Origin of the sequence: Agreia sp. VKM Ac-1783 (assembly GCF_900177765.1) — a bacterium.
Lineage (GTDB): Bacteria > Actinomycetota > Actinomycetes > Actinomycetales > Microbacteriaceae > Agreia.
Window position 1 is genome coordinate 476,004 of record NZ_FXWI01000002.1, and the last position, 14,862, is coordinate 490,865.

A 14,862-nucleotide genomic window follows, 5' to 3' on the forward strand; every position below is an offset into this window, starting at 1 on the left:
CGCTGGACGCGCGCCGTATGGCCGCCGTCAGTCGCCCGCGCGAATCAGCTCGCGATGAGAGCGTCAGCCGTGCGTCTGGCCCACTGCTCGGCGTCGGCCAGCGAGTCGAGAGAGATCTCGGCAGGAGCCTCGTGCTGCTCGATGACCCGGCGGATCGTGTCGACGATGTCGAGGAATCCGATCGTTCCCGCGTGGAACGCGGCGACCGCCTGCTCGTTCGCGGCGTTGAAGACCGCCGGATAGCTGCCGCCGGCACGTCCGACCTCTTTGGCGAGTTGCACGGCCGGGAAGGCGTCGGAGTCGAGCGGCTCGAACGTCCAGGTCTGCGACGTGGTCCAGTCGAGAGGGCGCCCGACGCCGCGCACCCGATTGGGCCAGTCGAGGCCAAGCGAGATGGGCAGCTTCATGTCGGGCGGCGATGCCTGAGCGATCGTGGAGCCGTCGATGAATTCCACCATCGAGTGGATGATCGACTGGGGGTGCACCGTCACGTCGATGCGGCCGTAGGCGACGTCGAACAGCAGATGCGCCTCGATGACCTCGAGACCTTTGTTGACCAGCGTCGCCGAGTTCGTCGTGATGACGAGGCCCATATCCCAGGTCGGATGCGCGAGCGCCTCGCGCGGCGTGACATCGGCGAGTGACTCGCGGCTGCGACCCCTGAAGGGCCCGCCCGAGGCGGTGAGTACCAGGCGCTCGACTTCCTCGGGCGTGCCCGAGCGGAGGGCTTGAGCGATCGCGGAGTGCTCGGAATCGACGGGGACGATCTGGCCCGGGCGAGCGAGGTCTTTGAGTAGGTCGCCGCCCACGATGAGGCTCTCTTTGTTGGCGAGAGCGAGGACGCGCCCCGCCTTCAGTGCAGCGACGCTCGGTCCGAGCCCGACGGAACCCGTGATTCCGTTGAGCACGACGTCGGCCTCGACGTCTCGCACGAGCTGCGACGCCTCGTCGGTGCCCAGCGCCGTGTCGACGACTCCGAACTCAGCAGCCTGCTCGTCGAGCAGATCGCGGTTACGCCCGGCGCCGAGGCCGACCACCTCGAACCTCTCGGGATTCGAGCGAACGACATCGAGCGCCTGCACGCCGATCGAGCCGGTTGAACCAAGGATGACTACGCGTTTCACATCGCTATCCTTGCACCTGCCGCGCGGTCGAACCGGCGGCAGGCGCCGCGGGTCAGCCCGCCAGGATGTCGATGACGAAGACGAGGGTGTCGGTTCCGGAGATGCCCGCCTGCGGCTGGCCCTTGTCTCCGTAGCCCTGCGCCGGCGGAATCGAGACGATGACCTGTGAACCCACGGTCTGGCCGGCGATAGCGGCCTCGAAGCCCTGCACGGTGCTGCCGGGCTGCACGGCGAACGGCTGCTTGCCCCAGCTCTGGTCGAACACGGCCTTGGTTCCCCAGATGCTTCCCTGGTACTGCACGACAGACGGCTGGCCGGATTCGACGACCTTGCCGGCGCCCTTCTTCAGGACGGTGACCGTGAGATCGGCGGGCGGAGCAGTGTCGGGGATGGTCACGGTCGGCGTGCCGTCCTCGGCATCGACGACGGTCGGAACACCATCGACGGCGGGCTGAGCCTCGCCGTTCGCCTTGAGCTGCGACGGGTCGTTCGCCGGAAGCACCTGCCCGAGATCGACAACGAAGACGAGCGGGTCGGTCGCGGTGATCCCGAGCGCCGAGTTGCCCTTTTCTCCGAAGCCTTCGGAGGCGGGAGCTGCGACGGCGATTCGCGATCCACCGTTCAGGCACTCGACGCCCTTGACCAGGCCGGGCAGGAACTGTGTGGCATCGACGACCATGCTGAGCGACGCGGATCCCTGGTCGTAGGTCGAGAAGACCTTGTCTCCCGACGTGCCATTGAACATCGTGAAGTTGAGAATGCCGAAGTCGCCGACGTTCGCCTTGGGGCCGTCGCCGTTCGAGAGCACGGTGCGCTGGGTCGCGTCGATGTTGACGGGCGAGTCGAAGGTGGCAGCGGCCACCGAGCCGGCGTCGCCCGTCACTTTCACGGAGTCGGAGGCCGAGCCACTGGGAGTGTCGGTGCAGGATCCGGCAGCTGCCTGGGGGGCAGCCGTCGCACCCGAGGTCGGCGACGAGCTGGGAGCCGGAGACCCTGCGCAGCCCGCGAGGGTCAGGGCGAGCGCCGCCGAGGCGGCGAAGATGACGGGAAGTTTGCGCACGGGAGGGCCTCACAGAATGACGGGAGATGACGTGGACGCGCGGCACGGAGCGCGCGAAGACCGGGAATGATTCCCATCCAGTCTGGACTACCGGGGCCGCACCTTCCTGTTCAGCGGCTGGGAGGCCGCTCGTAGATCAGTTCCATGCCGTCTTCGTCGTCGAGCTCCTCGCCCACGTGAACGAAGCCGAGACCGCGGATGACAGCGAGAGATGCGGCATTGTCAGGACTGATGCTCGCCCGCACGACCGACGCACCGCGCTCCGCGGCCTCCTGCAGCAGCAATGAGACGGTCGACGAGGCGTAGCCGTGTCTGCGATGCGCCTCGAGAACCGTGTATCCGACCTCGAGCATGCCCCGGGCATCCGGGGGCGCATGAAAGCCGGCGTGCCCGACGACGACGTTCGTCTCGGCGTCGACGATCGCTCGGATCACGAACGACTCAGCTGCCGGATCTGCGGCGATCTTGGCGCTGAAGATCGGCCACAGCCACGACTCGGTGGTGACGAAGGCCTGGGGCAGATCGAGGAGGGAGAGTCGCGAGGCCCCGGACAGGTCTTTCGCCTGCAACAGCCGATAGACCTCGTCGCCGAGAAACGCCAGCCGCACTCGTGGTCTCGTCACGGTCGTGCCTCGCTCTTCCGAGCATCCGTCGTGTGAGGGTTGACGATGCCGATGCCGGCTATCACGCCGCCGATGACCAAAAGCACTCCTGTGACGATGGCCGCCCGGTGAAATCCCGCGACATCCAGGCTCGAACCCACGATGAGCCCCGCTGCCGCCACCGCGATGAGACCGGCGACGCGCGACACGGCGTTGTTGACAGCGGAGGCGATGCCGGCCCGCGCCTGGTCGATCGAGCCCAGGATGGCCGAGGTCAGCGGCGCGACCGTGATCGTCATGCCCAGACCGAAGACGACGATGCCGGGAAAGACCTCGGTCCAGTAATCGGCGGTGTCGGTGACGCGTAACAGCAATAGAAATCCCGTGCCAGACACGATCGGGCCGACGAACATGAAGAGTCTGGAGCCGAATCTGCCCGCCAGTCGACCGATCTGAGTCGACAGCGCGATGCTGATGATCGTGGTGGGCAGGGTGCTCAACCCGGCCAGCGTGGCCGAATAGCCCGCAACCTGCTGGAGGAAGACGGCCAGAAGGAAGGTGCCGAGCGACAGGGCGCCGTAGACGAACAGGGTCGAGACGTTGCCCACGGAGAAGTTGCGCACGCGAAAGAGCGACAGCGGCATCATCGGCTGCTTCGTGCGGCGCTCGTGCAGGATGAAGAGCACGAACGACGCGGCACCCACGACCGCGGGAACGAGGATCACCGGGCTCGTCCAGCCGAAATTGGACTGCTCGATGAGTGCGAAGACGGGCAGTCCGAGTCCGACGATCCCGAGCACCGCCCCGATCACATCGACCCGCGAACCGGCGGCGGCGGGCAGATCGCGCGGAAGCCGCGCCAAGAACAGCAATGTCACCGCAATGGGAACGACGTTGATGGCGAAGACGAGCCTCCACGACACCAGGTCGACGAGGAGGCCGCCGATGAGGGGTCCGGCGAGGAATGCGGTGCTCGTCCAGGCCGTCCACGACCCGATCGCCTTGGCTTGAGCGGGGCCGGAGAATGTCGACAGGATGAAAGCGAGCGAGCTCGGCACGAGGAGCGCTCCGGCGACGCCCTGAACCGCTCGTGCAGCGATGAGCACACCTGCGGTCGGAGCGATCGCGCAGATCAACGATGAGACGCCGAACCCGACGAGACCCCAGAACAGCACCTTCTTCCGGCCGAACACGTCGGACAGACTTCCGGCGAGCAGGATGATGGAGCCGAGGGTGATGAGGTAGGCGTCCATCACCCACTGCTGGGTCGCGAGGCCACCGCCCAATTCGCGCGTGATGGCGGGCAGGGCGACGGTGATCACGGTACCGTCGAGGAACGCGACGAAGGCGGAGAGGACGGCGACGATGAGTACGAGTCGCTGTAGAACAGGGGTGGGCGGTGTGGGCACAGTCCTAGCTAACTGCACCGGCGCCGAATTCGCTCCCCTTGCGCTCGTTAACCTCTCGTCCACCTCGGCACCCTACGGTTCGATCGCTGTGTGGACACGCGGCGATCGATTCTTCAGGAGACTTTCGTGACCGACTCCCCCGCTGAACCCGGACTCCTCCTGGGCAGCGAGCGCACCCCGGCCCCGCGCACCCTCGTCGACATCCTGCGAGACTCGGCCGACAGGCATCCAGAATCTGCCGCCCTCGCCGACGCGAACGGGTCGGTCAGCTACCGCGAACTGATGCGTCTGGTGTCTCAAGCGGCCGTCTCACTGTCGGTCGCCGGCGTCCGCCGCGGCGACCGGGTGGGCATTCGCATCCCCTCGGGTGGCCGCACCCTCTACGTCTCGATCTTGGCCGTGCTGGTGCTCGGTGCCGCTTACGTGCCCGTCGACGCCGACGATCCTGAGGAGCGAGCAGAGCTGGTGTTCGGCGAGGCGGATGTCGTGGGCTACATCGGCGCAGACGGCACGATCGTGCCGCGCGTCTCAGCCGACGGAACCCGACGTCTCGACGGCAGAGAGAGCGTGGGCCTCGAACCCGTGCGCACCGGCACAGGCACCATCACCACCCTCGGTGCGCCGACCATCGACGACGATGCCTGGATCATCTTCACCTCGGGCTCGACGGGCGTGCCGAAGGGCGTCGCCGTCACGCACCGATCTGCGGCCGCGTTCGTCGACGCCGAGGCGCGTATGTTCCTGCAGTCGGAGCCGCTCGACCAGACCGACCGCGTGCTCGCCGGGCTCTCGGTCGCATTCGACGCCTCGTGCGAAGAGATGTGGCTCGCCTGGAGGCACGGGGCTTGTCTCGTTCCTGCTCCCCGATCTCTCGTGCGCTCGGGTGCCGATCTGGGGCCGTGGCTCATCGCGCACGGCATCACGGTCGTCTCCACGGTTCCGACCCTCGCGGGTCTCTGGCCGGCAGAGTCGCTCGAGAACGTGCGCCTGCTGATCTTCGGCGGCGAGGCCTGCCCGCCGGAGCTCGCCGCACGCCTGGCGACGCCCGCCCGAGAGCTCTGGAACACCTATGGTCCGACCGAAGCGACCGTGGTGGCGTGCGGCGCACTTCTCGATGGAACGACACCCATTCGCATCGGGCTCCCCCTCGACGGCTGGGACCTGGCCGTCGTCGACGCGTCGGGAAAGCCGGTGCACGAGGGCGAGGTCGGCGAGCTGATCATCGGCGGCGTCGGGCTGGCCCGCTACCTCGACCCGGCGAAGGATGCCGAGAAGTACGCAGCCATGCCGACTCTGGGATGGGACCGCGCATACCGAAGCGGCGACCTCGTGCGCTTCGAGCGCGAGGGACTCGTCTTTCAGGGCAGAGCCGACGACCAGATCAAGCTGGGCGGACGGCGCATCGAACTCGGCGAGATCGAAGCGGCCCTGCAGGCCTTGCCCGGTGTGGCGGGCGCAGCCGCCGTTGTGCAGACCACGACTGCGGGCAATCAGGTGCTCGTCGGCTATCTCGCCCTCGACGCGGCGATCGCCGAATCCGATTTCGACCGAGCCGCCGCTGTCGCCCGGCTCCGAGAAGAACTACCGGCCGCCCTGGTCCCCCTTCTCGCCATCGTCGAGTCGATACCCACTCGGATCTCCGGAAAAGTCGACAGGTCTGCGCTCCCCTGGCCGCTCGCATCCGCTGCGGGCGCACCCTCCGGTGCTGCGGTCGAACTCGGCGGAACAGCCGGATGGCTGGCAGAACTCTGGACAGAGGTTCTCGGTACACCCATCACCGACGCGTCCGACGACTTCTTCGCGGTCGGAGGTGGCAGTCTTGCCGCGGCGCAGCTCACGAGCATGATCCGAGCGCGCTTCCCCGAAGCGCGGGTCTCCGATCTCTACGACCATCCGCGCATCGGGGCGCTCGCCACCGAACTCGACTCCCGGGCACCGAGCGCAACCACGGAACCACGACACGTGACACCCACGCCGCGCTCCACCCAGTGGGCCCAGACTCTCCTCGGGATTCCGCTGCACATCATCGTCGGCGCGCGCTGGAGCGTCTACCTCGTCGCGGCCAACGCGCTGCTTCTCGCCTTCGCCGGTATCGACTGGCTCCCTGCCGTCTCGTGGTGGTGGCTGCTCGCGGGTTTCGTGCTTCTCGTCACCCCCTTCGGTCGCATGGGCATCTCGGTGGTCGCGGCGCGCCTGCTGCTCCGCGGCCTCGCGCCCGGTGCGTACCCGCGCGGAGGTCAGGTCCACGTTCGGCTCTGGATGGCCGAACAGGTGGCGGCGCTGGTGGGCGCGACCAGCCTCGCCGGCGCCCCCTGGATCGCCTATTACGCACGCGCTCTCGGAGCCACCATCGGCGAGGGCGTCGACCTGCACTCGCTTCCGCCGGTCACCGGCATGCTCAAGCTCGGCGCCCGCGTCGCGATCGAGCCCGAGGTCGACCTCTCCGGCTACTGGATCGACGGTGATGTACTGCGAATCGGCACCGTCACGGTCGGGGCGGATGCGACGATCGGCTCGCGAAGCACGCTCCTGCCCGGCGCCAGGGTCGGCCGGGGCGCAGAGATCGCCGCGGGCTCGAGCGTGTCGGGCCGCGTTCCGGGCGGCGAACGATGGGCAGGGTCTCCGGCCGAGCGGATGGGCAAGGCCCGCCCGGGCTGGCCGGCGGAACGGCCGCCGCGCGCATCCGTCTGGGTCGCCGCGTACGGCGCGGGTTCGGTGCTGCTGTCTCTTCTGCCTCTCGCGGCACTCGCGGTCGGAGCGCTCGTCACCGGTGCCATGGTGCACGGCTCGGGATCTCTCGGAGAACTCGCGCTGAGGGCCCTGGCCGCTGTGCCCCTCGCGACGATCGCGGCCGGCGTCGTCTTCGCGGCGCTCGTGGTGGTCAGCGTCCGACTTCTCGGCATCGGTCTTGCTCCCGGTCACTATCCCGTGCGCTCCCGCGTCGGATGGCAGGTCTGGGCCACCGAGCGTCTGCTCGACCTCTCACGCACCATGCTGTTTCCTCTCTATGCCAGCCTCTTCACCCCGATCTGGCTCCGTCTCCTCGGAGCCAAGGTCGGAACGAACGTCGAAGCCTCGACGGTGCTGCTCCTGCCCGCGATGACCACGATCGGAGACCACGCCTTTCTCGCCGACGACACGATGGTCGCGTCGTACGAGCTCGGCGGAGGCTGGATGCGTATCGACGAAGCAAAGATCGGCCGTCGGGCGTTCCTCGGCAACAGCGGAATGACCGGTCCTGGAAGGACGGTTCCGAAGAACGGGTTGGTCGCAGTGCTGTCAGCCACTCCGCGCAAGGCGAAGTCCGGGTCGTCGTGGCTCGGCAATCCCCCTGTGCGTCTGCGCCGCGCGGTCGCCGAGTTCGACGAGAGTCGCACCTACGAGCCTCCGGCCACGCTGAGGGTGGCGCGAGCGCTCTGGGAGCTGGGCCGCCTTGTTCCCGTGATGATCACCGTCGGCATCGGGCTCGGCGTGCTGCTGGCGCTCGAATTCCTGCTGGTCGAGCTCGGCCTCGGCTGGATGATCGTCCTCTCCGGACCGGTCATGCTCGCCGCGGGCGCCGTCGCTGCAGCAGTCACCACCGTCGCTAAGTGGACGATCGTGGGCAGAATCCGGGCCACCGAGCATCCGCTGTGGTCGTCGTTCATCTGGCGCAACGAGGTGTCGGACACCTTCGTCGAGATGGTCGCCGCCCCCTGGTTCGCGCGAGCAGCGACAGGAACGCCCGCGCTCGCGCTGTGGCTCGCGTCGCTCGGCGCCCGCATCGGTCGTGGTTCGTGGATCGAGACTTACTGGCTGCCGGAGGCGGACCTCGTCGAACTCGGCGAGGGATCGAGCGTGAACCGAGGCTGCGTTGTCCAGACCCACCTGTTCCACGACCGCGTGATGTCGCTCGACACCGTCGTGATCGCATCCGGAGCAACCCTGGGTCCGCACAGCGTGATCCTCCCCGCGGCACGGATCGACGACGGCGCCACAGTGGGCCCGGCGTCACTCGTGATGCGCGGCGAAGTCGTTCCCGCATCCAGCCGCTGGACCGGCAACCCCATCGCGCCGTGGAATACTTGAGCGACAGATGCCGCACACTCCCTCACACCCCAATCACGGTTCCCTGACCATCGGTGACAGCTACGTTCCGACCAGCGGCAACGGCGGCTACGCCGTTTCGTCGTACGACCTCGATCTCGACTACAGGGTCGCGAACAACCGTCTCGCCGCCACCGCCGTCATCACGGCCACGGCGACCCACGAGCTGACCCGATTCAGCGTCGATTTCTGCGGACTCGTCGCGACGCGCGTCACTATCGACGGTGTGGCGCCCTCGAAGATGATCGAGTCCGCGAGAAAGCTCACCATCACACCGGCGAAGGCCATCCCGGCAGGCCAGGAGTTCGTCGTGACCGTGCGCTACGGAGGATCGCCCCGACCCGTTCGCAGCCCCTGGGGCGAACTCGGCTGGGAGGAACTCAGCGAGGGTGTGCTCGTCGCCTCGCAGCCCAGCGGTGCGCCCAGCTGGTTCCCGTGCAACGACCACCCCAGCGACAAGGCCTCGTTCCGCATCCGCATCGCAGTCGAGTCGTCGTACTCGGTGCTCGCCAACGGGCGACTCGTCTCGAAAGTCCGACGGGCGAGCCGCACGACGTGGACGTTCGAGACCGTCGAACCGATGGCCACGTACCTGGCCAGTATTCAGATCGGCGTCTACCGCGAGCTGGTGCTCTCGCGGGTGCCCGTGCCGCAGACCGTGCTCGCACCCGCCTCGGTCGTGGCCCGCGCGCAGAAGGACTTCGCCGACCAGGAGAAGATGCTCGCTCTCTTCGAGCGCTCGTTCGGACCGTACCCCTTCGGCGAGTACTCGGTCGTCGTCGCCGACGACGACCTCGAGATCCCGGTAGAGGCCCACGGATTCGCCGTCTTCGGAAGAAACCACATCGACGGCCTGGGCGGATCCGAGCGGCTCATCGCCCACGAACTCGCGCACTCCTGGTTCGGCAACAGCGTCACGGCCACGACGTGGAAAGACATCTGGCTGCACGAGGGCTTCGCCTGCTACGCCGAATGGCTCTGGTCGGAGGAGTCCGGAGGACCGACCACGGACAGGCTTGCGCACCAGCATTGGGCGCGCCTCTCGCATCTCCCGCAAGACCTGACCATCGGTGATCCAGGCCCAGAGAAGATGTTCGACGACCGGGTCTACAAACGGGGGGCGCTCACGCTCCACGCTCTGCGTATCACCCTTGGCGACGATGCTTTCTTCGAACTCCTGAGCTCGTGGGCGACCGAGAATCGCTACGGCAACGTGACGACCGAAGGCTTCTATCTGCACGCCAGCGAACGCAGCAGCGTCGACCTCGACGCGCTCTTCGAGAGCTGGCTCTTCTCCGAGCGGCTGCCGGTTCTTCCCGGCTGAGCACGCGCGCTACGGCTGGTCGAGCAACTCCACGACGACCGGGTCCGGCCCCAGCATGACGACCGTGAGAACGAGCGTCGGGTCGGCGAGCGGCACCTCCACGATCACAGCATCGGGGGCCACTCCGGATGCGAGATCGACCGTCGTCAGGTCGAGACGAAGACCGCGACCCGTCGCTTTGAGATACGCCTCTTTCCGTGACCACAGCCGTGTGCGGAGCGAAGCGCGGCTTGCCGCATCCTCGTCGTCGATGAGATCGCGCTCTGCGTCGGAGAAGGCGGCTTCGTCGACTCGCGCTCTCGACATCTGCACCGTCGACTCGATGTCGACTCCGAGGTCACCCCCTCGGGCGTCGGTCGATACGGCGGCCACGACCCACCCTGCGGCCGAACTCTTGCTCACCACGATCTCGGAGCCGTCGTGCGCGCGCGGAAAGAGCACGCGCGGCTTGCCGTGAGGACGGGCGCACTCATCACACGTCGACTCGATGATCACCTGAGAGGGCAAGACACCGACGGCGGATGCGACGGCCCGCTCGATCATGTCTGGTGCGGGCGCCTCTCGCAGGGCCACGACCACGCGCCTGGGCGTCATCCGACCTGGGGTTCGTGCAGCACCGGAAAGTTGACCGAGTTTGCGATGAAGCATTTCTCACTCGCCTCGCCGTGCAGTGACTGCGCCAGCTCCGCCTGTGAGGGGTCGGCCAATTCGACCCTGGGGTGAAGCGTCGCGGAGGTGAAGCGCCCTCCCCCCGTGCGGTCGAGAGCGAGGGTTCCCGTCGCCTCGTCTCGATAGCCGGTGACGACGACGCCGTGCAGGACCGCCACGTGAAGGTACGAGAGCATGTGGCACTGGCTCAACGCGGCGAGCAGCATCTCCTCGGGGTTCCACCGGTCGGTGTCGCCGTGGAAGGTGCGATCGGCGCTTCCCTCGATGGGGTGCTTTCCCGATGCCGTCACGAGGTGGCCGCGCCCGTAGTCTCGGTAGCCGCTGGTGCCCGTCCCCCGATTTCCAAGCCACTCTACGGTCACGGTGTAGGAATGCTGCGCTTTCACGCGATCAGCCTAACCGGGCTTGAGACGGCACGACGGTAAACTCGATGTCATCATGACAGACACGTTGAATTCCTCGTACACCGTCGCCCAGGAGCGGAAGGTCGTCACGGCCATCCCCGGTCCGCAGAGCATCGCACTGCACGAGCGACGACTGGCCGTCGTGCCGGTGGGTGTCGGCACGGCACTGCCGATCTACATCGAGAAGGCCAACGGCGCGATCCTCGTCGATGCCGACGGCAACCAGTTCATCGACCTCGGCGCGGGCATCGGAGTCACGACCGTCGGTCACACCTCCGCTCGCGTCGTCGAGGCCGCCGCGGCGCAGCTCGGCAAGGTCACTCACACGCTGTTCACCGTCACCCCCTACGAGGAATATGTTCGGGTCGCCGAGCTTCTCGCCCAGCACACGCCTGGCGACTTCGCCAAGAAGACGGTTCTCGTCAACTCGGGCGCCGAGGCCGTCGAGAATGCTGTCAAGATCGCGCGCAAGTACACGCGCCGCACCGGTGTGGCCGTGCTCGAACACGCCTACCACGGTCGTACCAACCTGACCATGGCCATGAATTTCAAGGCGGCGCCGTACTCCACCGGCTTCGGCCCCTTCGCCAGCGACGTCTACCGCGCACCCAACTCCTACCCCTACCACGACGGCCTCACGGGCGCCGAGGCCGCGGCCCGCACCATCGGCTACCTCGAGAAGACCGTCGGCGCATACGACCTCGCATGCCTCGTCGTCGAACCTATCCAGGGCGAGGGCGGATTCGTCGTACCGGCCGACGGCTACCTGCCCGCCCTGCAGCAGTGGTGCACCGAGAACGGCATCGTCTTCATCGCCGACGAGATCCAGAGCGGCATGGCGCGCACGGGCGCTTACTTCGCCAGCGAGCACTTCGGCCTGGTTCCCGACCTCGTTCTGAGCGCCAAAGGCATCGCGGGCGGGCTCCCCCTCGCGGGCGTCACCGGACGCGCAGAGATCATGGACTCCGCTCTTCCGGGCGGATTGGGCGGCACTTTCGGTGGAAACCCCGTGGCCGCTGCTGCGGCCGTGGCCGTCTTCGAGCAGATCGAGAGCGAGAACCTGCTCGCCGAGGCCACGCGCATCGAGCAGACGCTCGTCGCGGGTCTCGAAGAGTTGGCATCGAAGTACGACATCATCGGCGACATCCGCGGCATCGGTGCGATGATCGCCATCGAGCTGGTTCAGCCCGGCACGGGCGCCACCACGAAGGAGCCCAACCCGAAGGCCGTCGACGCGATCGTGGCCTACGCGGCGTCGCAGGGAGTTCTCGTTCTGAACGCCGGAACATACGGCAACATCGTGCGATTCCTTCCGAGCCTGGCGATCTCCGACGCGCTTCTGACCGACGCGTTGGGAGTCATCGACGACGCCATGGCGACGCTTCGATGACCTCCACGGCGACTCCTGCCTCGCAGGCCGCCTCGCTCGGCACCTTCTCCATCGACGGGGCTGTCGAACTGGCCGTCCTCGAGCGCAGCGGGTTCATCGAGTCCCGCCACGTGGGTGCCGCCGTCGTGCTCGATCCGTCGGGCACGATCCTCGAGGAATTCGGTGACGCGGCTGCGCCCGTCTTCCCGCGCTCCAGCCTCAAGCCCTTCCAGGCGCTGGCCATCCGAGAGGCGGGAGTGCGACTGGATCCCCTGCAGACCGCGCTCTCCATGGCGAGCCATGGCGGAACGCCTGAGCACGTCGACGTGGTGCGCCAGATCCTCCAGCTCGCCTCACTCGACGAGACCGCCCTCGGGTGTCCGGCCGACTGGCCTGGTGACCGCGCGGCCCGCGACGCGGTCGTCCGAGCGGGAGGCTCCGCAGAGCGCGTCTACATGAACTGCTCCGGCAAGCACGCGGCGATGTTGCTCGCGTGTGTCCAGCAGGGCTGGAGCACGGCCGACTATCTCGACCCGGCGCATCCCCTGCAGCGTCGCATTCGTGACCTCATCGAAGAGCAGACCGAAGAGAAGATCGCGGCATCCGGCGTCGACGGCTGCGGTGCGCCCGTGCACGCGATCTCTCTCCGGGCACTCGCCCGAGGCGTGTCGCGCATCGCCCAGGGCGAGACACCGGATGCCGAATGGCTCGTCGACTCGGTGCTGGCCAACGGCTGGGCCGTCGATTCGCCGAAGGAACAGAACACGCTCGTCATCGACGAACTCCAGCTCTTCGCGAAGCTCGGTGCTGAGGGCGTCATGGTCATGTCCACCAGATCGGGTGTGGCCGTCGCCCTCAAGATTCTCGACGGCAGCCTGCGCGCGGCAGCGATCGTGGCGCTCGAGCTCCTCGTTCGAGCAGGAGCAGTGAAGCGCAGCGACGTGGACTCCCTGGTGAGCACCTTCGATCTCGCCGTTCTCGGCGGCGGCCAGCCCGTCGGCAGCATCCGCGTGACCGTCTGACGTCGCCTCTGGTGTCGCCTAGCTGAGCCTCGCCAATCTCTTCTGTCTGGCCGATCGGCTGACCTGGGCCACCACGACGATGAGGATCGCGAGGATGAAGACGGCGGAGGCGATCACGTTAGCCTCCGCGGGAATCCCCCGCGCCGCTGCGATGTAGATGAATTTCGGGAAGGTGTCGACGGCGCCTGAGTTGAAGTTCGTGATGATGAAGTCGTCGAAACTCAGCGCGAACGAGAGCAACGCCGCCGCCAGAATTCCGGGCAGCAGCAGGGGAAATGTGATGCGCCAGAACACCTGGGCTGCCGAACCGTAGAGGTCTCGGCCGGCCTCCTCGAGGGCGGGGTCGAGGCTCGCGACGCGAGCCTTCACAGTGACGACGACGAAGCTGATGCAGAACATCGTGTGAGCGAGGATCACGGTCACGATGCCTTTCTGCGTGCCGAGTGCCAAGAACTGTGCCGCGAGGCCCGCGCCCAGCACGACCTCGGGAGTCGCCATCGGCAAGAACAACAACAGGCTGATGCTGGAGCGGAAGCGGAAGCGGTATCGCACGAGGGCGATCGCGATCGCGGTGCCGAGCGCCGTCGCGAGGACGGTGGCTACGACTCCGACGAGAATGCTGTTACCGAAGGCCTCGCAGAGTCCGGGCTCGTTGCATACGGAGAGCCACTTGTCGAAGGTGAATCCTCTCCACGCGATGTTGGACTTCACCGAGTCGTTGAACGAGAACACGAAGGTGTAGACGATGGGGATCAGCAGGAAAACCAGGGCGAGCGCAACGTAGATGGGAAGTCCGAGACCCACGAGCTTCCTACGAGCGGGCGGCGTCGCCGCCGGCGCCGCCGAGGGGCTCTTGCGGTCGAGGGGTAGGGCGGTCACAGCAGGTCCTCCGTTCCGCTGCGGCGCACGTAGACGCCGACGAGCACCAGTATCACGGCCATCAGGATGATGGAGAGCGCCGCCGCGATGGGATAGTTCTGCAGCGTGAGGAAGTTGGCCTCGATCGCATTTCCGAGCATGGCGGTCTTGCTCGATCCCAGAAAGTCGCGGCTCGCGTTGATGTAGTCGCCGGCGGCCGGAATGAATGTGAGCAGCGTGCCGGAGATGATTCCGGGCATCGACAGCGGAACCGTGACCTTCGCGAACGTCGTTGCGGGACTCGCGTAGAGGTCGCTGCCCGCCTCGAGAAAGCGGATGTCGAGGCGTTCGAGAGTCGTATAGAGCGGGAGGGTCATGAACGGGATGAAGTTGTACGTGAGTCCGAAGATCACCGCGAACGGCGTTCCCGTGAGATGGCCGTCGGCGGGCAGGATGGCCACCGCTTTGAGCGCAAGCACCACGGGAGACTCGTCGGAGAGGATCTGCTTCCACGCGAGGGTGCGCAGAAGAAAGCTGATGAAGAACGGCGCGATGACCAGGGTGAGCATCATGCTCTGCAAGAGGGGCCATCGTCGGGCCTTCACTCCGATGAAATAGGCGATCGGATAGCTGATGATCAGGGCGAACACCGTGGCCACGAGGGCATAGCCGAACGCGCGAAGGATGTGAGGGAGATACTCGCTGGCACCGTCGACGTAGTTCTGCCATTGCAGGCCGGGAATGTAATCGCCGATGTCGCCTCCGGGCAGCTCCGCCTGAAACGAGGTGATGACGAGCGAGATGAGCGGAGTGAGGAAGAACAGCACCATGTAGAGAATGCCCGGAAGGAGCAGAACCAGGGCGATCGTGGATTTTCGCCGGGGAGGTTTCGTCACGGCCGCGTCACTCGACGCGAATGCGGCGAAGGCCATGGG

At 66.9% G+C, this 14,862-nt stretch carries 12 protein-coding genes; 4 read left to right on the forward strand and 8 right to left on the reverse strand.

Annotated elements, in window-relative coordinates:
- Positions 1-44: 44 nt before the first annotated feature.
- The 4 genes from dxr to CCK87_RS07320 form a co-directional block, all read right to left on the reverse strand.
- Entirely contained in the window at positions 45-1,124 is a 1,080-nt protein-coding gene (gene dxr, locus CCK87_RS07305; RefSeq protein ID WP_086460764.1) for a 1-deoxy-D-xylulose-5-phosphate reductoisomerase, read from the reverse strand.
- Between the two features lie 52 nt (positions 1,125-1,176).
- Positions 1,177-2,184, reverse strand: coding sequence for an FKBP-type peptidyl-prolyl cis-trans isomerase (locus CCK87_RS07310; RefSeq protein ID WP_086460765.1), 1,008 nt, complete (start codon positions 2,182-2,184; stop codon positions 1,177-1,179).
- Between the two features lie 110 nt (positions 2,185-2,294).
- Positions 2,295-2,807: a GNAT family N-acetyltransferase gene (locus CCK87_RS07315; protein WP_212638198.1), complete on the reverse strand. Its 513-nt coding sequence runs from the start codon at positions 2,805-2,807 to the stop codon at positions 2,295-2,297.
- Positions 2,804-4,195 carry a DHA2 family efflux MFS transporter permease subunit gene (locus tag CCK87_RS07320; RefSeq protein WP_086460767.1) on the reverse strand — a complete coding sequence of 464 codons (1,392 nt, stop codon included), beginning with the start codon at positions 4,193-4,195 and terminating at the stop codon, positions 2,804-2,806. The genes CCK87_RS07315 and CCK87_RS07320 overlap by 4 nt, the downstream gene beginning before the upstream one ends.
- A 126-nt stretch (positions 4,196-4,321) precedes the next feature.
- Here CCK87_RS07320 and CCK87_RS07325 point away from each other — a divergent pair, with 126 nt between their 5' ends.
- Positions 4,322-8,263 (forward strand): Pls/PosA family non-ribosomal peptide synthetase, encoded by a 3,942-nt coding sequence (locus CCK87_RS07325; protein WP_249273767.1) that lies wholly within the window; start codon positions 4,322-4,324, stop codon positions 8,261-8,263.
- Positions 8,264-8,270: 7 nt separating this feature from the next.
- The gene (locus tag CCK87_RS07330; protein ID WP_086460768.1) at positions 8,271-9,605 is read left to right on the forward strand and encodes a M1 family metallopeptidase; all 1,335 of its coding nucleotides are present in this window, start codon (positions 8,271-8,273) and stop codon (positions 9,603-9,605) included.
- Between the two features lie 9 nt (positions 9,606-9,614).
- Here the strand turns inward: CCK87_RS07330 and CCK87_RS07335 are convergent, their stop codons facing one another.
- Positions 9,615-10,199, reverse strand: a complete 585-nt coding sequence (locus CCK87_RS07335) for a 4'-phosphopantetheinyl transferase superfamily protein (protein ID WP_170927182.1) — start codon at positions 10,197-10,199, stop codon at positions 9,615-9,617.
- Positions 10,196-10,660, reverse strand: a complete 465-nt coding sequence (locus CCK87_RS07340) for an OsmC family protein (protein WP_086460770.1) — start codon at positions 10,658-10,660, stop codon at positions 10,196-10,198. The genes CCK87_RS07335 and CCK87_RS07340 overlap by 4 nt, the downstream gene beginning before the upstream one ends.
- Positions 10,661-10,712: 52 nt before the next feature.
- On the opposite strand from CCK87_RS07340, the gene gabT reads away from it, so the two are divergent.
- Positions 10,713-12,068 carry a 4-aminobutyrate--2-oxoglutarate transaminase gene (gabT, locus tag CCK87_RS07345; protein WP_086460771.1) on the forward strand — a complete coding sequence of 452 codons (1,356 nt, stop codon included), beginning with the start codon at positions 10,713-10,715 and terminating at the stop codon, positions 12,066-12,068.
- On the forward strand, positions 12,065-13,069 hold the full coding sequence (locus CCK87_RS07350; RefSeq protein WP_086460772.1) for an asparaginase: 1,005 nt from the start codon (positions 12,065-12,067) through the stop codon (positions 13,067-13,069). Before gabT ends, CCK87_RS07350 begins: the two co-directional genes overlap by 4 nt.
- Positions 13,070-13,087: 18 nt before the next feature.
- Here the strand turns inward: CCK87_RS07350 and CCK87_RS07355 are convergent, their stop codons facing one another.
- Both CCK87_RS07355 and CCK87_RS07360 read right to left on the reverse strand, forming a co-directional pair.
- Positions 13,088-13,873 (reverse strand): ABC transporter permease, encoded by a 786-nt coding sequence (locus CCK87_RS07355; RefSeq protein WP_249273820.1) that lies wholly within the window; start codon positions 13,871-13,873, stop codon positions 13,088-13,090.
- Between the two features lie 71 nt (positions 13,874-13,944).
- Entirely contained in the window at positions 13,945-14,859 is a 915-nt protein-coding gene (locus CCK87_RS07360; RefSeq protein ID WP_086460773.1) for an ABC transporter permease, read from the reverse strand.
- Positions 14,860-14,862: the final 3 nt, after the last annotated feature.